The organism is Acidimicrobiales bacterium (genome assembly GCA_035316325.1).
In the GTDB taxonomy this organism is placed as follows: Bacteria; Actinomycetota; Acidimicrobiia; order Acidimicrobiales; family VFJN01; genus DASXTK01.
Genome location: DATHJB010000137.1, coordinates 1 through 20817, shown reverse-complemented (window position 1 = coordinate 20817; position 20817 = coordinate 1). Strand labels below are relative to the sequence as shown.

The following is a 20817-nucleotide window of genomic DNA, read 5'->3' as shown; positions in this document are numbered from 1 at the left end:
CCTGCCGGGGTTCTCCCACCGCTGCCACAGGTCGAGCAGGCTCGCCGCCGCCCGCTCCGCCTCCGACGACGGCCCGTCGGGCTGCGCCGCTGCGGCCTCGCCTCGGTGCTCGGTGGTCACAGGTCTGGTGGTCCTTCCGGTCGTTCCGTTGACCCTAGCTATGTGTATCTCATACACTTTGTTTATGCCATACACACTCGACGTCGAGGGCCTACGCAAGTCCTACGGCGACCACCTGGTGCTCGAGGACCTGGACCTCCAGGTCGGACCCGGCGAGATCTTCGCGCTGCTCGGCCCGAACGGAGCCGGCAAGACCACGGCGGTACGGATCCTGTCCACGTTGATCCGCCCGGACTCCGGCACCGCCGTGGTGGCCGGCCACGAGATCGGTTCCGCCCCCGCCGCGGTGCGCGCCGCCATCAGCCTGACCGGGCAGTACGCCGCGGTGGACGAGGTGCTCACCGGGTGGGAGAACCTGGTGATGATCGGTCAGCTTCGCCGCCTCGCCACTCGGCGAGCCCGGCACCGGGCCACCGAGCTGCTCGACCAGTTCGACCTGGTCGACGCCGCCGACCGTCGCGTGTCCACCTATTCCGGCGGCATGCGCCGCCGTCTCGACCTGGCGATGAGCCTGGTCGTCCGTCCCACCGTGCTGTTCCTGGACGAGCCGACCACCGGACTGGACCCCCGCAGCCGGCGCGACATGTGGAGCGCGGTCGGCACGCTCGCCTCCTCCGGCGTGACCGTGCTGCTCACCACCCAGTACCTGGAGGAGGCCGACGTCCTGGCCGACCGGATCGCCGTGCTCGACCGGGGTCGCAAGGTGGCCGAGGGTACCGCCGCCGAGTTGAAGGCCCAGGTCGGCAGCGAGACCGTCGAGCTGTTCTTCGACGACGCCGCCGCACCGGCGACCGCCGCCCGCGTGCTGGAGTCGGTCGGCCGGTTGGTGCTCGCCGACACCGACACCGGTGCCAGCGACCTCGTCGTGCGGGTCGCCGGCGACGGCAGCGCGGAGGACGTCCGCCGTCTCCTCGACCTGCTGGCTGCCGAGCAGGTACCCGCCGCCCGGCTGTCCCTGCACCGACCCAGCCTCGACGAGGTCTTCCTCACCCTCACCGCGCACCCGGCCGACGCACCGGCCCCCGCCGACGACCGCCCCCTGGAAAGGACCTTCTGATGGCCATCCTCACGCACGACCGGCACAGCTGGGCCGACCCGCTGCGCGACTCCAGGATCTTCATCGTGCGCAGCACCCGCCACAGCCTGCGCTCGATCGACGCCATGGTGACGTCCATCGCCCTGCCGGTGGTCATCCTGCTGCTGTTCGTCTACGTGTTCGGCGGTGCGCTGAGTCCCTCGGGCGGCTACGTCGACTACGTCGTACCCGGGATCGTCCTGCTGTGCGCGGGCTTCGGCTCGTCGACCACGGCCATCAAGGTGAACGAGGACATGACCAACGGGGTCATCGACCGGTTCCGCTCGATGCCGATCACCGGGACCGCGGTGCTCACCGGGCACGTGGTGGCGAGCGTCGTACGCAACCTGGCCTCCACCGTGGTGGTGCTCGGCGTCGCCTTCCTGGTCGGGTTCCGGCCGCACGGCGACGTCCTCGCCTGGTTGGCCGCGGCCGGGGTGCTGACCCTCTACATGGCCGCCATCTCCTGGCTGGCAGCCAGCTTCGGGCTGGTGGCCCGCAGCGCCGAAGGGGCCGGGGCCTTCTCGTTCTTCATCATGTTCCTGCCGTACCTGTCCAGCGCCTTCGTACCGACCGACACGATGCCGGTCGTCCTCCGGGGCGTCGCCGACCACCAGCCCGTCACACCGATCATCGAGACCTTGCGCAGCCTGATGATGGGCACGCCGGTGGGCAACGACTGGATCGTGGCGCTCGCCTGGTGCCTCGGCGGGATCCTGCTCGGCTGGGCGGGGGCGGCGGCCCTGTTCAGCCGCCGCACCGCCCGCTGACCGGAGCCGGGCCGCCGCCACCTACTAACCCTGGCGAGCCTTCCAGCGAGGGTTCCGCTTGTTCACGACGTAGGTCCGGCCTCGGCGGCGGACGACCACCGAACCTTCCTTCTTCTTCAACGACTTCAGCGAACTTCTGACCTTCATGATCACTCTCCTTGGCTGCCCATGAGAACGGCCTCCGGTGCGCTGAAATTCCCCCTGGAAGACGAAGGGGTAACCCTGGCGTCAGGTCGTTCGGTGGGGGAGGACCCGGCCGGTCTCGGCGTCGAAGAAGTGGAACCGCTGCGGGTCGACGCCGACGTGAGCGGGGTCGTCGGGGGACAGCTTGCTGGCGCCGGCGGTGCGGACCACCAGGGTGGGCTGGGCACCCTTGGCGTCCGACCCGAGGCGGAGGTGCACCAGCTCCTCGGCACCGAGCTCCTCGACCAGCACCACCGTGGCCGACAGGGACTGACGCCCGTCGCCCGGCTCTGCCGGGAGCAGCGTCAGGTCCTCGGGGCGCAGCCCCAGGACGACACCGCCGCCGGGCGAGGGGAGGTCGGGCGGGACGTCGCCCACGACGCTCAGCCTCTGCCCGTCGACCTCGATCCCGGTGGCCGCCACCGTCGCCTCCAGCAGGTTCATCGGGGGCGACCCGATGAACCCCGCGACGAAGCGGTTCGCCGGATGGTCGTAGAGCTCCCGTGGAGTGGTGATCTGCTGCAGCCGACCGTCGAGCAGCACCGCCACCCGCGTGCCCATGGTCATCGCCTCCACCTGGTCGTGGGTGACGTAGACGGTGGTGATGCCCAGCTCGCGCTGGAGGTTGGCGATCTCGGCCCGCATCTGCACCCGCAACCGGGCGTCGAGGTTCGACAGCGGCTCGTCCATCAGGAACACCCGCGGCCGGCGCACGATGGCCCGTCCCATCGCCACCCGCTGGCGCTGCCCGCCCGACAGCTCGGCGGGACGGCGGTCGAGCAGGTCGGTGAGCTGCAGCAGCTCCGCGGTCTCCGCCACCCGCCGATCCACCTCCCGCCGATCGACCCGCGCCACCCGCAGCGGGTAGGCGATGTTCTTGCGCACGGTGAGGTGGGGGTAGAGGGCGTAGCTCTGGAAGACCATGGCGATGTCGCGCTCGCGCGGGCCGAGCTCGTTGACGCGGTCGCCGTCGATGAGGATGTCGCCCGCTGTCACGTCGTCCAGCCCGGCGATCAGCTTGAGCAACGTCGACTTGCCGCAGCCCGACGGCCCGACCAGCACCAGCAGCTCGCCGTCGGTGACCTCGAAGCCCACGTCCTCGACCGCGGCGGCCCCGTCGCCCCCCGAGCCGTAGTGCTTGCTGACGTTCTCGAGGGTCAACGTGGCCATCGGGTCATCCCCTCGCTCATTTGATCGCTCCTTCGGTCAGCCCGCGGAGGAACTGGCGGGAGAACAGGACGTAGAGGACCAGGACCGGCACGATCGCCAGGCTGAGGGCGGCGAGCATGGCGTTCCAGTTGGTCTCGAACTGTCCGAGGAACTGCTGCGCTCCCAGGGTCATGGTCCTCGTGCTCTCCCCGGGCGCCAGGACCAGGGGGAACCACAGGTCGTTGAACACCGGCAGCATCGTGAACACCGCCACGGCGCCGAGGCCCGGCCGGACCAGCGGGAGGGTGACGGCGAAGACCCGCCACTCCCCCGCGCCGTCCACCCGGGCGGCCTGCTTCAGCTCGGTCGGGACCTGCGCGAAGAACTGCGACAGGATGAAGATCCCGAGCGGGATCCCCATCGCGATGTAGACGAGGATCAGCGCCCACAGCGTGTTGATCATCTCCAGGCTGCCGAACAGCTCGACCAGCCCCACGGTCGCCAGCCGGATCGGCACCATGATCCCCGCGAGCAGGTAGATCCGCAGGAGGCCGCGCCCCCGGAAGTCGAACTCGCTGAGCGCGTGGGCGGCCATGGCCGACACGACGATCACGCCCAGGACCGACAGCAGGGTGACCATCAGGCTGTTGCGGAAGTAGGTGGGGAACGACGCCTCGTCGAACACCGTCTCGTAGCCGCTCGTGTCCCAGGTGGACGGCGTCGGCAGGGAGAACGGGGAGTCGAAGATCGCCTGGCGCTCCTTGAACGAGTTCGCCACCACCAGCAGCGCGGGCCCCACCGCCAGGAGGCTGTAGCCGATCAGCACGGCGTGGACCGCAGCCCGGGCGCCGACGCGCCGGGCACGGCGCCGGACGACGTGGACGTCGGTGTGCACCATGGCCTCGTCCCCGCTCACAGCTGGTACGTCCGGACGCGCCGACGCCACACCAGGAAGAACAGCAGCAGCCCGACCAGGATCACGGCGAAGGTCGCGCTGGCCACCGTGGCCCCCATGGCCCGGTCGCCGCCGCCCTGCACCGAGCCGTACGCCGATCGGTAGAAGAGCGTGCCGAGCAGGTCGGTCGAGTAGGCGGGCCCCGCCTGGACGCCCTGGACCGTGAAGACCAGGTCGAACGCGTTCATGTTGGCGATGTAGGTCACGATCGTGATGACGCCGAACATCGGCAGGACCAACGGGAAGCTGACCCGCCAGAACGTCCGCCACGCGGACGCGCCGTCGACCCGGCTGGCGTCGATCAGCTCCTTGGGGATCGAGATCAGCGTCGCGTAGAAGAAGATCATCGGGATGCCGATCCACTGCCACACCGAGATCAGCGAGAGGGTCGGCAGCGCGGTCGACGTCCGGCCCAGCAGCGGGGTGTGCACGATCCCCCAGAGCGGGCTGAGGATCAGCCGCCACGCGAAGCCGACGATCACCACCGAGAGGGTGGTCGGCACGAAGATCAGTGTGCGGTAGACGTTCGCGCCCCGCAGCCGCTGCACGGTCAGGAGGGCGGCGAGCGTCAGGCCGACGGGGTTCTGGACCAGGCAGTGGAACAGGAAGAACTGCATGTTCTGCCGCAGCGCCCGCCAGAAGCGCTCCGACCACAGGGGGTCGCCGAACAGCTTGTCGAAGTTGTCGAGCCCGACCCAGTCGCCGGCGTCGTCGAGCAGCGCGAACCGCAGGCTCTGCAGCAGCGGCCAGACCATGAAGGTGCTGTAGATCACCAGCGCCGGGGCGCAGAACAGCAGCGCCCGCGCTCCGGGCGAGCGGAGGCGCCGGCGCCGCGGCGACGATGCCGCGAACGCCGGCGCCAGCCGCACCGACGGGTCACTCACTCGGCGTGTACCAGCTGTCGAGGCCCTCCTGCAGCCGCTGCGCCGCGTCCGCGGGCGTGAGCGTGCCGTTCACCACCTCGGACGAGACGGCGTACAGCTCGTCCCACATGGCGGGATCGCCGCGGTTCAGCTTCTGCGCCGGCAGGCGGATCGTGCTCTCGCAGTCGTCCCTCCACGAGACGAAGTCGTCGGCGAGCGCGTTGTCCACCTCGACGGCACCTTCGCGCAGGGAGAAGAAGCCGGGCAGCTCGTTGCTGTAGAGCTGGGCGAACTCCTCGGAGGCCACCCACTCGAGGAAGGTCCGCGCCTCGTCGGCGTGCTCGGTGTCGGCGTTCATGCCCATGCCGATGTCCACGTGGTCCGAGATGTAGCAGGGGTCCCCGTCCGTCGGCAGCGGCGGCGCGAACACCCCGAGCTCGAAGCCGGCGTCGCGCTCGAAGCCGGTGATCTCCCACGAGCCACCCGGGAAGATGGCCCCGTCACCGTTGGTGAACAGCACCTTGGCGTCGTCGTAGCTCAGCGCCTCGTACCCGTCGGGCATGTACTGGCCCCAGGTGGCCAGCTCCTCGAACGGCGCCACGTACTCCGGGTCGGTGAACTGCGCCGAGCCGTCGATCAGCGCCTGGCGGCCCTCCTCGCCCTTCCAGTAGTTGGGCCCGATGCCGGTGTAGTCGACCTCGGCGATGTCCCATTGGTCCACGGTGCCCTGGGCGATGGGCGTCGCGGCGCCGTCGGCGGCGATGGCGTCGAGCACGGTGTGGAGGTCCTCCGTCGTGGTCGGGGGCTCGAGGCCCAGCTCGTCGAAGACGTCCTTGTTGTAGTAGAAGCCGTGGATCACCGAGGCCATCGGCACGCAGTAGGTCGTGGCGCCGTCGTCGGTGACCCAGCCGCTGCGGGCGACGTCGTCGAAGGCGTCCATGCCCTCCAGGTCGTCGACCGCCTCGAGGTGCCCGGCCTCGAACAGCTCGAGCGAGATGTCGAAGGGGCGGCAGGCGATGATGTCGCCGGCCTCTCCGCCGTCGAGCCGGTTCTCCAACGCGGCGTTGTACTCGGTCGGCGCGGTCGGCTGGAACTCCAGCTCGATGCCCTCGTGGGACTCCTCGAAGGCCGGGATGATCGTGTCCTCCCAGACCGCCTTGTCGTCGGCCCGCCAGCTCTCGACGACGAGGGTGACGGCGTCCCCGTCACCGCCCCCGCCGCCACCGGCGTCCTCGTCACCCGAGCCGCAGGCCGCGGCCAGGAGGCCGGCAACCAGCACTCCCGCCATCAGCTTCCTCGTCTGCATGGCGTCTTTCCCCTCTCAACTCGCTGTCCATGGATCGAGACCTTGGCGGGCATCAGTGGACGCCCAACTCGTGTTCGAAGACCACCGCGGCGGCACCCAGCAGGACGTCGTCGCTGCCGGTGGCGGTGAGCCGGGCCGCGAACCGCTTGCCCACCAGCGGGAACGTGCGCTGCTTGACCGCGGCGACGAGCGCCTCCCGGAACGACTCGCCCAGCAGGTCGGCGGGACCCGACAGCAGCACCTCGGCGAGGTTCAGCAGGCTGACGATCGGGGCCAATGCGATGCCCAACCTGTCCCCGGCCGCACGCAGCACCGCCTCCCGGCCCGTGGAGTCGAGTCCGTCCAGCCGCTCCCGCAGCAACGACCCCGCCACGACGGTCTCCAGGCAGCCGCGGTTCCCGCAGGCGCAGGGCTCGCCGTCCGGGTCGACGACCACGTGGCCGATCTCGCCGGCGGCCGAACCGTCGCCCTCGATGAGGTGCCCGTCGAGCACCAGGCCGGCGCCGACCCCCAGGCCGACCTTCACCAGCAGGAGGTTCGGCCCCGAGTCGTCGCGGAACTGCCGCTCGCCGACGACCGCCGCGTTCGCGTCGTTGACCACGTGGACCGGCAGGTCCAGGTCGCGGGTGAGGTCGGCGCCGAGCGTGGTGCCTTGCCAGTGCAGGTTCGACGACGCCTGCACGACGCCGCCGGGGAGCACCACGCCGGGCGAGCCGATGCCGACGCCGACGACCGACCCGGAGGTCAGCGAGAGCAGGTCGGTGGTGAGCTCGGCGACCAACCGGACGGCCGCGTCCCCCGTGCGGCCGCGGCGGGCCAGCGTGCGGCGCTCGACGACGTCGCCGACCAGGTTCACCACCCCGCCGACGAACCGGCTCTGGTCCGAGAGGTCCAGGCAGACGGTGTGGCGGGCGTCGGCGACGATGCCCAGCAGGGTGCCCGGCTTCCCGGTGCCGGTGGAGCGGCGGCCGCGCTCCTCGACGATGCCCTCCTCCATGAGGTCGGTGACGAAGTCCCCGACCGTCGCCGCGGTGAGCTGCGTGGCTCTCGCCAGCTCGGCCCGGGACTGCGGGCCGTGCCGCCGCAGCTCGTGGAGGATCAGCGCGCGGTTGTGGCGACGTCCGTGCCCCGGGAGCATCTTTCCGGTGTGCCGGAACGCCCGACCCCACGTCCCCAGCTCTGTGACGCGCGCCACAGTTTCTTTATAAGGCATCCAAACTATTTGTCAAGCATCGAGGGGCGCCCGGCCCCGAGGAGTCGTTCATGACTCGTTAATGCGAACGGCAGGATCTTCACGCCTCGTCTACGGGCCCGTTCGTACAGTGAGATGCGGACAGGAGATCGCATCCCGGGGGGTGATCGCGTGATCAAGCCGTCTCGCATCGTTGGACGACGGGCCCTTGTGGCGCTGCTGCTCGTCCTCGTCACCGCGGCAGTGCCGACGAGCCGCGCCGTGGCGAACCACCTGCCGTACCACGATCCGTCGTTGCCGATCCCGACCCGGGTCGCCGACCTGCTGAGCCGGATGACCCTCGACGAGAAGCTCGGGCAGATGACCCAGGCCGAGCGCCAGGCGGCGTCGCCGACCGACGTGCGCGACAACCGGCTGGGCTCGATCCTGTCGGGCGGCGGCTCGGCGCCGTCGCCCAACAACGCCACCGCGTGGGCGAACATGTACGACGCCTACCAGAACGCCGCGGTGACGAGCCGCCTCGGCATCCCGATCATCTACGGCGTGGACGCCGTGCACGGCCACAACAACGTGGTCGGCGCGACGATCTTCCCGCACAACGTCGGTTTGGGTGCCACCCGCAACCCGACGCTGGTGCAGCAGATCGGCCGGGCCACCGCGGAGGAGGTCTCGGGGACCGGCATCGACTGGGACTTCGCGCCATGCCTGTGCGTCGCCCGCAACGACCGCTGGGGCCGCACGTACGAGTCGTACAGCGAGGACCCCAACGTCGTCAGCTCGCTGGCCACCTACGTCAACGGCATGCAGGGCACGAGCCTGAACGGCCCGGCGTCGGTGCTGGCCACGGCCAAGCACTACCTCGGCGACGGCGGCACCACCGGCGGCGTCGACCAGGGCAACACCCAGCTCGGCGAGGCGGACCTGCGGGCGATCCACCTGCCGCCGTTCCGGGCCGCCGTCCAGCGCGGCGTCGGCTCGGTGATGATCTCGTACAGCTCGTGGAACGGCGCCAAGCTGCACGGCCACTCCTACCTGATCAACACGGTGCTCAAGGGTGAGCTCGGCTTCTCGGGGTTCGTGGTCTCCGACTGGAACGGCATCGACCAGATCGACGGCCAACCCGGGTTCTCCGCCGCCGACGTGCGCAACTCGATCAACGCCGGCGTCGACATGGTGATGGTGCCCCACGAGTGGCGGAACTTCATCGCCGTGCTGCGAGCCGAGGTGCAGGCCGGGCGCGTGGCCATGAGCCGCATCGACGACGCCAACCGGCGCATCCTGACGAAGAAGTTCGAGCTCGGCCTGTTCGAGCGGCCGCTGACCGACCGGTCCTGGACCGCCACCGTGGGCAGCTCGGCGCACCGCACGCTGGCCCGCCAGGCCGTGCGCGAGTCGCAGGTGCTGTTGAAGAACCGCTTCGGCGTGCTGCCGTTGCCGAAGTCCGCCCCCAGGTACTTCGTGGCCGGCCGCAACGCCGACAACATCGGTCATCAGAGCGGCGGCTGGACCGTCTCCTGGCAGGGCGGCAGCGGTGCCGTCACGCCGGGCACCACCATCCTCAGCGGCATCCGGTCCGCCGTGTCACCGGGCACCACCGTCACCTACAACGCCGACGGGATCGGCATCGACGGGACGTACAAGGCCGCCATCGCCGTCGTGGGTGAGACCCCTTACGCCGAGGGGGCGGGCGACCGGCCCGGGTCGATGTCGCTCAGCTCGACCGACCTGGCCACGCTGACCCGGCTGCGGGCCTCGGGCGTGCCGGTGGTCGTGGTTCTCGTCTCGGGCCGGCCGCTCGACATCGCCGCCGAGCTGGGCGGCTGGGACGCGCTGGTCGCCGCCTGGTTGCCCGGCACCGAGGGCCAGGGCGTCGCCGACGTGCTGTTCGGCGACCACAACCCCACCGGCACGCTGCCCATGACCTGGATGCAGTCGGCCTCCCAGCAACCCATCAACGCCGGCGACGGCAAACCGGCCCTGTTCCCCCTCGGTGCCGGCGATCGGTTCCCCGCCACCCAGAGCCCCTACAGCCTGATCGGCGCGGCCTACTACGACGAGCAGAGCGGCACCCTGCTCGAGCGCTGCACCGACAGCGGCTGTGGCCAGAACGTGGGCTGGATCGGCAACGGCGACTCGCTCGGCTACTACGGCGTCGACTTCGGCTCGCCGACCCCGGTGCGGGTCACGACCCGCCTCGCGTCGGGCTCCACGGCGACGGGCACCATCGAGTACCGCCTCGACAGCGTGAGCGGACCGCTGATCGCCTCGGTGCCCGTGTCGAACACCGGCGGCTGGCAGACCTGGGCCACGACCACGACGAACCTCTCGTCCACCGCGACTGGCGTGCACCGGCTCTACCTGGTCTTCCGTACCTCGGCCACCGCCGACTTCGTCAACGTCAACTGGTTCCAGCTCTCCCGCTGACGGTCGACCGCGGAAGCGCGTCGCGGTGGTGGCATAGAGGGACCGTGGTGATCTCATCGGAGTGGTCGGCTTGACGGCGCAACCGCAGGCCAGGGGGAGGGTGATCGCCCGTGTCGTCGAGGAGGACGGGGACGGACTCCTACGGACTGGTTGGGTGGAGGAGACCCCCGACCGGATCTCGCTCAACGTCGCCGGGGGCGGTCTCGACCGGGTGAGCGTCGGGCTCTACCACTACAACCCCTACTTCGGCACCGACGTCCACCTGCTCCGGTTCTTCGGCGATTCGGTCGTCGTCGTCTACCACGAGAAGCATCACGACTACGTCGTGAGCATCACGCCCGGGTCGCCCCAGCCGCGGGGTGGGCGCATCGGCGACGACTTCGTGATCAGCGACGATCTCCTGGTCCACGTGGGATCCCACGAGGACCTCCTGCACCACCTGATCCTGCCGGGCGTGGCGCCGGAGGTGCCCCTGCCCCTGCCGCGCGTCGCGGGCCGGGTGCGGAAGACGAGCCTCGCCGTCGAAGACGGCCCCGACGGCACGTTCGTGCGTTGCGCAGAGCTCGATCTCGAGGGCCCGCCCGGCGCCGCCCGATGGACGGAGCAGAGGGTCGACCGGTTGCGGCTACCGACTGCGGCGCAGCGGGGGCTTCCCTCCGACCCTCCGACGGTCTGGGCCCGCCTGCGCTCCCTGCTCGACGACTCGGCGGCGCCGGCTGACGGTGCGGACATCCTCATCGCGACCGCCGGCCTGCCGTTCTGGCGTGCCTGCGACACGCTCGGCACGCAGAGATCGGGGCTGACCTGGTGGTTCGTCGCTGTCTACCACCAGTTCCTCCGTACCGACGTCGACGCCGGGGGCGCGGGCCGCCCGGACGAGGCGGCCCGGTGGCTCGCCTGGCTGGACCGGCTGGCAGCCGCCGACGACGGAGAACCGGTCGGCTGGGACGCCGCCTGGGATGCCGTGGAAGGTGCGGCGCGCCTCGCGCTCGCGCACCTGCAGACCTGTGCGACGCAGCTCGCCCGGGCATGTCGAGCCGGCGACGTCCCCCGCTACCCGGTCCCGAGCTCCTGGTCCAAGGACGACGCCCGGCGTCACGTGCCGTTCGACCAGCTTCCCGAAGGGTTCGTCCGGGCCTGGGACCAGGTACCACTCGACCACTTCGTCACGAGAAGCTGATCGGGCTCTCCTGATCGGCAGGGGCAGGGGCTGGGCCGACGGTGACGGGGATGCCGTTCACGGCGGCGTTGCCGGAGATCTCGTCGACGAAGCGGCCCGGGGCGAGGACGTTGCTGCTGACCCCGGCGTGGTCGTTGGCGACCGACAGGCGGGTGCCGGGCTTGTCGTGGCCCCAGCCGTGGGGCAACGAGACGACGCCGGGCCGGATGTCGTCGGTGACCTCGACCGGAACGTCGACGGTCCCGCTCTCGGAGGCCACGCGCGCCAGCTCGCCGTCGCGCACCCCGCAGCGGGTGGCGTCGTCGGGGTGGACCTGCAGGGTGCAGCGGTCCTTGCCCTTCACCAGCACCCGCACGTTGTGCATCCACGAGTTGTTCGACCGCAGGTGCCGGCGGCTGACCAGCACCAGGTCGTCAGCGGGTCGCTCCAGCCGGGCCGCGAGGCGGGGCAGGTCGTCGGTGATGTAGGTCGGGGCCAGCACGACCTTGCCGCCCTCGGTGGTGAGGACCTGCTCGAGGCACGGCTCGTTGAGCCCGAGGTCGACGCCGTTGGGCTCGGCCTTGAGGCGATCGAGCGTGAGCCCGCCGGGGTCCTGGCCGTAGCGGTCGCCGAACGGCCCGGTGCGCAGCGTCAGGTCGAGCAGCCGCTCGGGCCCGCCGGCCTCGTAGCCCTGGCGCAGCTCGGCACCGTCGAAGCCCTTGACCGACGCCATGACGTCGAAGAACCCGTCGTCGATGGCGGCCACGTCGACCTGGTCGGCGGGTTGGCCGAGGCAGGCGCCGGCCAGGCGGATCAGGATCTCCCACTCCTCGGGCCGGCCGTCGGTCGGCGGGAACAGCGGCGGTGAGTACTTCGCCGCGCTGCCCACCGCGAAGTTCCAGATCAGGTCGTCGTGGTGGGGCTGCTCGAGCGGCGAGAGCCCGGGCAGGATCACGTGGGCGTGGCGGGTGGTCTCGTTGAGCCAGTTGTCCACGCTGATCATGCAGTCCAACCCACCCAAGGCCGCATCGAGGCGGTCGCCCCCGGGCGTCGACAGGACGGGGTTCCCCGCCACCGTGAAGAGGGCCCGGATCTGCCCGGTGCCCGGCGTGGCGATCTCCTCGGCCAGGCATGACACCGGGACGTGGCCCAGCACCTCGGGCGCACCGCGGACCCGGGTGCGCCACCGCCCGAAGTTGGCGACGCCGCCCTCGAGCCCCGGCATCGGCAGATCGGTGACCGACCACGCCGAGGCCCGGGCGAACATGGCGCCGCCGACCGTGTCGAGGTGCCCGGTGATGATGTTGACCACGTCGACCAGCCAGCTGGCCAGCGTGCCGAACTCCTGGTTGCACAGCCCGATCCGCCCGTAGACCACGGCCCGCTCGGTGGAGGCCAGCTTGCGGGCCAGCGAGCGGATGCGGTCGGCGTCGATGCCGGTGACCGGGGCGACGCGCTCGGGGGTCCAGTCGGCGACCAGCTCGCAGAACCGGTCGACCCCGTCGATCAGGTGGCCGATGCGTCCGAGGTCGACGCGGCCCTCGGTCACCACGACGTGGGCGATCGCGAGCAGCAGCGCGGCGTCCGTCCCCGGGGTGATGGCCAGCCAGTCGTCGGCCCTCGCCGCGGTGCCGGTGCGGACGGGATCGACCACGACCACCTCGCCGCCCCGGGCCCGGATCGCCTCGAGGTGGCCCATCACGTCGGGGCAGGCCAGCAGCGAGCCCTGCGACGCGTACGGGTTGGCCCCCATGACCACCACCAGGTCGGTCCGCACGATGTCGGGGACCGAGATCTTCCACATCCCGCCGAACATCAGGTGCGAGCTGACGTTCTTGGGCCACTGGTCGACGGTGCCGGCCGAGTAGATCATGGGGATGCCGGACATGCCGATGAGGACGCCGGCATAGCGGCCGAGGCTGAAGTTGTGGGCCAGCGGGTTGCCCACGTAGGCCGTCACCGCCTCGATGCCGTGGGCCTCGATCACCGGTCCCAGCAGCTCGGAGCAACGCCGGAACGCCTCGTCCCAGCCGACCTCGCGCCAGGTGGTGCCCTCACGCACCAGCGGGCTCCGCAGCCGGTCGGGATCGTGGTGGAGGTGGCCCAGCGTCGTGCCCTTGGGGCAGATGTGGCCCTTGCTCCACACGTCGGCCCGGTTGGGCCGGATCAGCGCGACCCGGTCGCCCTCGACGTGGACCTCGAGGCCGCACATCGCCTCGCACAAGGAGCACGTCCGGACGTGGATGCGCCGCTCGGATGCCGACACCGTCATGCTGATCCCCCTCGCCCCCGAGACCCGCACCTTACACTTTGAGTCAGTTTTGTAAAGGCGGTGGCCGAAGTCCCAGCGCGGGGACGAGGCGACGCACCAGGTACGCCCGCAGCTCCTCGTCCGAGCGCGGCGGAGGGCTCTCGGTCACGAGGAACGACACCACGAACCGCATCAGCGTCTCGGCGATCTCGTCCATCTCGCCGGCCAGACCCGGCTCGCGCTCGAGCAGCGGATCGAGGAAGGCCCGGGTGACCGCCACCGCGTCCGGGCCCAGCGCCTCGCCCGGGCGGACCAGACCGATCAGCGACGCCGACGGGTCGGCCCGGAACTCCCGGACCGCCGCCACCACCACCTCGACCACGAACTCGGCGCCGGTCGGCGCCTCGGCGGCGGCATGGCGGACGATCCGCTCGCTGATCTCCTCGGCTGCCCGGCCCCCGACCTCGGCGAACAGGTCGTCCTTGGTCGGGAAGTAGGCGTAGAGCGTGGGGCGGGTCACCCCCGCCCGCTTCGCCACCTCGGTGATCGTCGTTCGCTCCCACCCCAGCCGGGCGAGGCACTCCACGGCGGCGAGGATGATGCGGTCCCGCGTCGTGACCTCATCCATCGACCCCAGCGTTGCAGGTCACGGCGGGGCCACGGGAGCTACGAGCACTGCCGACGGCCGGCTCTCGTGATCGTCAGCCGTGTCCGTCGTGCTCGTCGTCGAGCTGGGCCCGGATCTCGCCGCCCGGACGGATGACGCTGTGGACGTTCACGTAGGTCGCCCCCGCTCGGATGGCGCGCACGAACTCGTCGAACTCACCCGCGGCGAGGCCTTGTGCGACGGCTCCGGCGCCGATGTCCACGGGCCGGATGGTGCCGCTGATGGTCCCGCCGGCAGCGGGGCAGGCCTGTGTTCCCGCCGGGCCGTTCCCGAGGTTCGAGCAGAGGAACACGACGATGGGCCCGTTGTTGGTCGCGTTCTCGAAGTGGATGTGAGCTTGCGTCGCATCCGACTCCAAGTCACTGAAGGTCAGCTCGTAACGGATCTCGTCCTTCGACCGCGAGATGGACGTCCGGAACTCACCCACCCCCGGCGTGGAGAGGGCCGGCACCTCCTCGTATCCGCTGAGGGTTTCCCGGTCACCCCTGTCGGAGGCCATGGCGACCGTTCCCAGCCCCACCACCCCCACGGCGACGACGGCCCCTACGGCGAGCGCGATCTTGACGCGAGCTCTCTTCACTGGCCCTTCCTCCTTGTCGGAGGGGTTGGTGCGCCGTCGGACGGGCGCACCGGCCATACCCCCCACGTGGAGTACCGGGCAGCTGCCGCTAAGGATTTTCCCCGGACGACATCTTCACCCTTCGGCTTTGGGTGCGGGCCGACGCCGGCGGTCTCACATGCTGGGGATCATCCCGCCATCGGAGCGGCCCAGCCCGAGTGAGATCCGTTCGACGATGTGCGTGTCGATGCCGAGCCGATCTCCCCACCGCCGCAGGGTCTCGCGCTCGGCCGGTCGATCGGCGTCGTCGAGGAAGATCGAGTACTCCGCCGCGAACTGTCCGCACAAGGCGTCGACCGCGGGCTCGCGGGCCAGCACACGCTCCTGGTTCCCGGCGGGAGGAGCATCGACGACCAGGACGTCGATGCCCTCGGGGGACACGGCCCTCAACCGGTCGACGTCGTACCACGTGTCCGGGGACGTCCAGGCCGTCGAGTCGACGCGGTAGGCGGGCGGGAGGGGAGAGAGCCCCACCTGCTCCACCGAGGCCACATCGGAGAGGCCCTCCCGGTCGACCAGCCGTCGCAGGTACGCGACCAGCTCAGGGTCCTGCTCGATGCTGACGAGTCGACCTCCTACGTTCGCCACCGCCCGCCCCAGGTACAACGTCGACGCCCCCGCGCCCAGCTCGACGACCGTCGACCGCCCTTTCAGCTCGATCTCGTTGACGATCGACACGATCGCGGCGGGCCGCATCGACCACGTGGTCCACGGCACGTACCCCTCGACGAGCGGCCGAAGCGCTGCCAACGCCACGACGTCGCTCAACGTCCACTTCTCCGGATCCTCCGACGTGGTCATCTCCATGACCACGATCATGCCGCTGCCTGGACCCGGGCCAGCCACGGAACATCGATCCTGCCGAGAGCGTTCTCGCGGACCGGCCCCACCCGAGCCACCGGACTACTGCAGGACCTGGGTCAGGTGTCAGAGACCGACGCCGGGGCCCTGGTTGGGTGGGTCGATGGACCGTGAGTCGCTCAGTGAGAGGGTTGCACGCCACTGACGGACCTGGTGCGCCAGTTGTACGTAGGCCGTGTCATCGAGCCCGAACTCGGCTTGGTCGAACCGGGCGAAGCCCCCGAGCATCTCGCGCAACACGGCCAGCGAGAAGCCAGCGTCTTTCTCTTTGGCCAGGTCACAGAGCCCGTCGAACCCGAAACGCCCCACCAATGCCGCCACGTCAACGAAGTCACGGGCCTGTGCTCGGTCAAAGAGGGCCAGGAGCTTGTCTGCGGCCAACTCCGGCCAGAGCGAACCCCTCGGCCTCGGGTAGCGACGAAACCATCCGGGCGACCCGTTCCTGCAACGGTGTCAGCACGCCACGACGATAGAGCGCCGCTCCCGCAGCCAACGGGACCAGGCGGCCCGGACGTGACGAGGAAGCACCAGGTCCGGCCAGAGGTCAATGAGGTCGTTGACATCGATGAAACGACGAACGTCGTCGTCGGTTCCCTCGGCGAGGACCTGCTCGTACACCAGCGCCCGCTGCCGGCGATCACGCAGGTCATAGCGCCGCTCCGGGCCACTCCAACGCACCCGCAACGGCAGCTCCACAATCCCCCGCTCCTTGACCACCCCCACATCGTCCACGTCGTCGGGAATCGAGACCGGCCGCGCGCCAGGACCCAACGTGGCACTCCGCCTGCGCTCGAACCGGCTCATACCAACAAGCGTAAGCCGCGCACCAGCAACGACGTCTGATCCAACGCTGTGAAGCGCCCCGACAGCGACGGCCAGACCGGCGACCGGCCCAGGTCCACCTCCTTAGCCCTGATCGCTCGTACCTGCCTGGGCCGTAGGCCGGCCCGCGCGTTGCTGGAGGATGGGTCAGGCTCGGAAGGTGATGGGGAGGGACTGGAGGCCGCGGAGGACCATGCGATCGCTCCAGACCGGGTCGCCGGCCGGCTGGATGTCGTCGAGTCGGAACAGGAGGGCGCTGAGCGCGACCTCGGAGACCAGGCGGGCGAGGTGGGTGCCCAGGCAGGCGTGGATGCCGGAGCCGAACTGCACGTGGTGGGGGGCGTCGGGGCGGGAGACGTCGACGGCGTCGGGATCGGGCCAGCGCGCCGGGTCGTGGTTGGCCGCACCGATGCCCAGGTAGATGACGTCGCCGGGCGAGATCTCCCGGTCGCCGAGGGTGAGCGGCTGGACCGCGATGCGACGCACGAACTGGTTGGGCCCGTCGTAGCGGAGCAGCTCGTGGACCGCGTTCCCCAACAGCTCCGGCCGGGCCCGAAGCAGCGCGAGCTGCTCGGGCTGGCGCAGCAGGGCGAGCAGGCCGTTGCCGACCAGACCGGTGATGGGCTCGTGACCGGCGACGTACAGGGTGACCAGCTGGGCCACCAGCTCGTCGCGGCTCAGGCGGTCGCCGGCGTCCTCGGCCTGCACCAGCTCGGTCATCACGTCGGCCGCCGGTGCCTGCCGCTTCAGCTCGGCCTGGTCGTCGAGGTAGTCGTACATCTCGCCGGTCAGCGCGGCGCAGCGTGCCTGCTCCTCGTCGTCGATCAGCGGGTCGAGGTTCCGGATCACCGCCATGGTCCAGTCGCGGAACTGCGGCGACGCCTCGTCGGGGATGCCGAGCATCTCGCAGAACACCGCCACCGGCAGCGGGTAGGCGAAGTCGCCGACGACGTCCATCTCGCCCCGGGGCAGCAGCGCCGCCATGGCCCGGTCGACCCGGGCGGTCACCATCTCGCGCAGCCCCTCCACCGGCCGGGGCGCGAACGGCCGCTGCAGCAGCTTGCGCAGCCGCTTGTGGTCGGGATCGTCGAGCAGCACCAGGGTGTGGGAGCCCCGCCCGTTGCGGCGGATCCGCTCGCGCTGCAGCTCCACGACGCCGGTGGGGTTGGCGTTGTCGAGATCCACGCTCACCGTCGGGTCGCGCAGCACCGTGTTGACGTCGTCGTAGCGGGTGAGCACCCAGCCCTCGAGCAAGGGCGACCAGTGGACGGGGTCCTCCGCCCGCAGCCGGGCGTACTGATCGTACGGCCAGTCGACGAAGCCGTCCTCGAACGGGTCGAACGCCGCCGTGCCCTGACCGGTGGCGGTCATCCGTCGGCCTCGGCCTCGGCGAGCACGACCGGGACCGCCTCGACCCCGGTGAGCCACGGGCGGCCGGCGGCGCGCAGGTCGGTCCACTTGGCCAGGTCGCTGCCGGTCTGGCCCAGGTCGGCCGGGGTCGGGCCGATCCGCGTCGCCAGTGGGCTCAGCGCGGCGGCGTCGAAGCCGTACATGGCCGCGGTGTTGCCGCCCAGGATCGCCCGGGTCTCGTCGACCGGGATGTCGTGGAACGCCGTTCGCAGCCACTCCCGGGTGTGGGGCCAGGTGCCCTCGGGATGGGGGAAGTCGTTGCCCCACATGAGGTTGGCGACGCCGATCTCGTAGCGGCGGGCGAGCTCGCGGCGGCGGGTGTTGGAGGCTCCGATGCCGCAGTTGGCGTCGAACACCTCGCTGGGCCGCCGGGACAGCGCCGCGGTGAGCTGGTCGCCCAGCTTCCGTGAGCCGTGCTCGCGGTCGTAGACCGTGTCCATCGTCCACAGCAGGTCGGCCGCCCAGAAGGCGCCGCACTCGGTGACCACGAAGCGCAGCCCGGGGAACCGCTCGAACACCCCGGACCAGATGAGGAAGTGCAGCGGCCGGGCCGACCACCAGCGCACCTCGGTGGTGTAGATGCCGACGTGCGGACCGTACGACGCCTTGTCGGCCGCACCCGAGTGCACGTGCACCGGCATGGCCAGCTCCTGGCACACCGCCCACACCGGGTCGTAGCAGGGGTCGTGGTAGGGCGGGTAGGGCGCCCACATCGACGGGATCAGGATGCCGCCGCGCAGCCCCGACTCCCGCGCCCGCCGGATCTCGGCCACCGCGGCGTCCACGTCGAAGATCGGCACGACCGCCACCCCGGCCCGCCGCTCGGGCGACGTGGCGCACAGCTCGGCCAGCCAGCGGTTGTGCGCCCGGGCACCGGCCATCAGCAGCGCCGGGTCGGTCTCGCCGCCGGCTGCCAGACCCGCGCCGAAGGGCGCGCTGGCCCCGGCCGACACCGCGTCGGCGTCGGGGAAGATGACCTCGCCCACCACGCCGTCGGCGTCGAGCTCCTTGTCCCGCCGGGACGCGTCCCAGCCGCCGCGGAGGCCCTCGGCGTTCTCCTCCTCCCACTCCTTGGCGAACTCCTCGTTGAGCATCCCGCGCTGCGCCAGCTCGATCATGCGGGTGCGTTCGGCCAGGTGGACGTCGAACGCCTCCCGGAACTCGGGGTCGAGCCAGTCGCGGTACTCGGCGTTGGGCAGCCCGGCGTGGCAGTCCGACGAGATGACGAGGTAGGGGTCGTTGCTGTCCATGTCGTGCTCCTGGGCTCAGTGCTCAGCCGGTGACGTCGCTGATGTAGGTCGGGTTGGTGCGGGCCAGCATCGACTCGGCCCGGGCGGAGATCTGCTCGTCGGACCGACCGCCCTTGGGCAGGATCCAGAACGCCTGGTCGCGCACGGCGGCGACCACCTGGTCGGCGACCTCCTCGACCGGCGTGTAGGTGACGCTGACGCCCGCCTCGGCCATCCGCTCCTCGAACGCCTCGACGCTCCCCCGGCGGGCGGTGGGGCTGGCCAGGTCGGCGGGCCGGTTGCGCCACGAGCTGAAGAGGCCCGTGCGCAGCATGTGCGGGCCGGGGAACAGCACCGAGGCGCCGACGCGACCCTCGGTGTCGGCCTGCAGCTGGGCGTAGAGGCACTCGCTGAGGGTCACCACCGCCGACTTGGTGACCGCGTAGATCGGGGTGCCGGCCAAGGGGGCGACGCCGCCGTTGCCCGACGACGTGTTGACGACGTGGCCCTCCTCGCCGCCCGCGACCATCGCCGGCACGAACGCCCTGATGCCGTGGACGACGCCCCACACGTTGACGCCCACGGCCCAGCGCCAGTCGTTGAGGTCGTGCTCCCACATCCGGCCGTCGGCGCCGGCGCCGACTCCGGCGTTGTTGCACAGGAGGTGGACCGCGCCATGGCGGTCGAGCACCTGGTCGCGCAGCCGCTCGACCGAGGCGTAGTCGGCGACGTCGGTGGCGACCCCGCTGACGTCGAGGCCTGCGGCCTGCAGCTCGGCGACGGTGGCGTCGAGCACGGGCTGCTCGACGTCGGCCAGCACGACCCGCATCCCCTCGGCGGCGCACCGCTCCCCCATCGCCCGGCCGATCCCGCCGGCGCCACCGGTGACCACCGCGACCCGTCCCGTCAGGTCGCGCATCAGTCGTCGCCGTTCCCCAGCGGGGACAGGTCGTCGTAGCGCTGGTGCACGAAGGGCAGCAGCCACTCGCCGGGGACCTGGGTGACGATCTCGCCGCGCTGCACCGCCCGCCGCTCGGACAGGGTCAGCGACACCAGGCGACGGACCGGGAGGTCGGCCACGGGATCGAAGCGCGACTCGGTGAGCGTGACCGCACCGTCGACCGGCGCCAGCGAGCGGTAGGTCTCCGTGCGGTGGCAGTAGACCAGCGACGGCTCGGCGTCGAAGCCCTTGCCGTCGGGCGCCGGCAGGAACTTGAAGTAGAAGTCGACGCGCTCCTGGTCGTCGGGCGGGTCGAGCGGCGCGCCGACCCGGCCGGTGACCTCGACGAACGTCACCCCCATCCGGGTGATGCGCCCGGTGACGGTGCCACCGTCGCCGTCGCCGTCACGCTCGAGGGTCACCTGGGCCAGCTTCTTGGGCTCGCCGAACGTCTCCCGGCCGCCGATCACCGACTGCTCGGTCGTCATCGGCATGACCAGCGGGTAGTTGCCGACCGTCCCGTCGTGGCGGGCCTGCACGGCGACAGTGCCGGCGCCGAACGGCAGGTAGCCCCCGCCGAGGTCGACGCGGGCGACCGAGATCCGCACCAGCGGCTGGTCGGTCGGTTCGAGGGGTCTCGGCAGCACGGCCGCGACCACCTCGGGGTCGGTCTCGTAGCTGGCGGTCAGCGAGGTCGACCAGGCGCCGACCGACGTGGCCTTCACCTCCCGGTTCTGCAGCTCGTCCGGTGTGCGTGCGCCGTAGCGGACGCGTCGTCCCATGTCAGCTCTCCTTCGGTTGAGCCATGGCGGCGGCGAAGGT

At 71.0% G+C, this 20817-nt stretch carries 20 protein-coding genes; 4 read left to right on the top strand and 16 right to left on the bottom strand.

What is annotated here, in order from left to right:
• Window positions 1–184 precede the first annotated feature (184 nt).
• Together VK611_18440 and VK611_18435 are read left to right on the top strand one after the other, a co-directional pair.
• On the top strand, window positions 185–1177 hold the full coding sequence (locus tag VK611_18440) for an ATP-binding cassette domain-containing protein (GenBank protein ID HMG43317.1): 993 nt from the start codon (window positions 185–187) through the stop codon (window positions 1175–1177).
• Entirely contained in the window at window positions 1177–1965 is a 789-nt protein-coding gene (locus VK611_18435; GenBank protein HMG43316.1) for an ABC transporter permease, read from the top strand. The genes VK611_18440 and VK611_18435 overlap by 1 nt, the downstream gene beginning before the upstream one ends.
• A 24-nt stretch (window positions 1966–1989) precedes the next feature.
• Here VK611_18435 and ykgO read toward each other — a convergent pair whose 3' ends face one another.
• The 6 genes from ykgO to VK611_18405 all read right to left on the bottom strand — a co-directional run bounded on the left by ykgO (window position 1990) and on the right by VK611_18405 (window position 7616).
• A complete protein-coding gene (gene ykgO / locus VK611_18430; protein HMG43315.1) occupies window positions 1990–2112 on the bottom strand; it encodes a type B 50S ribosomal protein L36 in 123 nt (40 codons plus the stop codon).
• 81 nt (window positions 2113–2193) lie between these two features.
• Window positions 2194–3318 carry a sn-glycerol-3-phosphate ABC transporter ATP-binding protein UgpC gene (gene ugpC, locus VK611_18425; protein HMG43314.1) on the bottom strand — a complete coding sequence of 375 codons (1125 nt, stop codon included), beginning with the start codon at window positions 3316–3318 and terminating at the stop codon, window positions 2194–2196.
• A gap of 16 nt (window positions 3319–3334) precedes the next feature.
• Window positions 3335–4213 (bottom strand): carbohydrate ABC transporter permease, encoded by an 879-nt coding sequence (locus VK611_18420; protein ID HMG43313.1) that lies wholly within the window; start codon window positions 4211–4213, stop codon window positions 3335–3337.
• Complete coding sequence (locus tag VK611_18415) at window positions 4210–5136, bottom strand: sugar ABC transporter permease (protein ID HMG43312.1); 927 nt, start codon at window positions 5134–5136, stop codon at window positions 4210–4212. The genes VK611_18420 and VK611_18415 overlap by 4 nt, the downstream gene beginning before the upstream one ends.
• Window positions 5129–6421, bottom strand: a complete 1293-nt coding sequence (locus VK611_18410) for an ABC transporter substrate-binding protein (GenBank protein HMG43311.1) — start codon at window positions 6419–6421, stop codon at window positions 5129–5131. The genes VK611_18415 and VK611_18410 overlap by 8 nt, the downstream gene beginning before the upstream one ends.
• A 52-nt stretch (window positions 6422–6473) precedes the next feature.
• Window positions 6474–7616, bottom strand: coding sequence for an ROK family protein (locus VK611_18405; protein ID HMG43310.1), 1143 nt, complete (start codon window positions 7614–7616; stop codon window positions 6474–6476).
• 168 nt (window positions 7617–7784) lie between these two features.
• Between VK611_18405 and VK611_18400 the strand changes: the two genes are divergently transcribed.
• A complete protein-coding gene (locus VK611_18400; protein ID HMG43309.1) occupies window positions 7785–10037 on the top strand; it encodes a glycoside hydrolase family 3 N-terminal domain-containing protein in 2253 nt (750 codons plus the stop codon).
• Between the two features lie 154 nt (window positions 10038–10191).
• A complete protein-coding gene (locus VK611_18395; GenBank protein ID HMG43308.1) occupies window positions 10192–11217 on the top strand; it encodes a hypothetical protein in 1026 nt (341 codons plus the stop codon).
• On the opposite strand, the gene VK611_18390 is transcribed toward VK611_18395, so the two are convergent.
• From VK611_18390 to VK611_18345, 10 genes are all read right to left on the bottom strand, one after another.
• Window positions 11204–13468, bottom strand: coding sequence for a molybdopterin-dependent oxidoreductase (locus tag VK611_18390; GenBank protein HMG43307.1), 2265 nt, complete (start codon window positions 13466–13468; stop codon window positions 11204–11206). The genes VK611_18395 and VK611_18390 overlap by 14 nt on opposite strands.
• Before the next feature lie 43 nt (window positions 13469–13511).
• Entirely contained in the window at window positions 13512–14075 is a 564-nt protein-coding gene (locus VK611_18385) for a TetR/AcrR family transcriptional regulator (GenBank protein HMG43306.1), read from the bottom strand.
• A gap of 73 nt (window positions 14076–14148) precedes the next feature.
• Complete coding sequence (locus tag VK611_18380; protein ID HMG43305.1) at window positions 14149–14751, bottom strand: CHRD domain-containing protein; 603 nt, start codon at window positions 14749–14751, stop codon at window positions 14149–14151.
• Between the two features lie 96 nt (window positions 14752–14847).
• Window positions 14848–15552, bottom strand: coding sequence for a hypothetical protein (locus tag VK611_18375; GenBank protein HMG43304.1), 705 nt, complete (start codon window positions 15550–15552; stop codon window positions 14848–14850).
• 108 nt (window positions 15553–15660) lie between these two features.
• Window positions 15661–15975, bottom strand: a complete 315-nt coding sequence (locus VK611_18370; GenBank protein ID HMG43303.1) for a nucleotidyl transferase AbiEii/AbiGii toxin family protein — start codon at window positions 15973–15975, stop codon at window positions 15661–15663.
• A 72-nt stretch (window positions 15976–16047) separates the two neighbouring features.
• Window positions 16048–16398 carry a hypothetical protein gene (locus tag VK611_18365; GenBank protein ID HMG43302.1) on the bottom strand — a complete coding sequence of 117 codons (351 nt, stop codon included), beginning with the start codon at window positions 16396–16398 and terminating at the stop codon, window positions 16048–16050.
• 165 nt (window positions 16399–16563) lie between these two features.
• Window positions 16564–17787, bottom strand: coding sequence for a cytochrome P450 (locus VK611_18360; protein ID HMG43301.1), 1224 nt, complete (start codon window positions 17785–17787; stop codon window positions 16564–16566).
• Complete coding sequence (locus VK611_18355) at window positions 17784–19076, bottom strand: amidohydrolase family protein (protein HMG43300.1); 1293 nt, start codon at window positions 19074–19076, stop codon at window positions 17784–17786. Before VK611_18355 ends, VK611_18360 begins: the two co-directional genes overlap by 4 nt.
• Before the next feature lie 22 nt (window positions 19077–19098).
• Complete coding sequence (locus VK611_18350) at window positions 19099–19974, bottom strand: SDR family NAD(P)-dependent oxidoreductase (GenBank protein HMG43299.1); 876 nt, start codon at window positions 19972–19974, stop codon at window positions 19099–19101.
• On the bottom strand, window positions 19974–20777 hold the full coding sequence (locus tag VK611_18345; GenBank protein ID HMG43298.1) for an acetoacetate decarboxylase family protein: 804 nt from the start codon (window positions 20775–20777) through the stop codon (window positions 19974–19976). Before VK611_18345 ends, VK611_18350 begins: the two co-directional genes overlap by 1 nt.
• Between the last annotated feature and the right edge of the window lie 40 nt (window positions 20778–20817).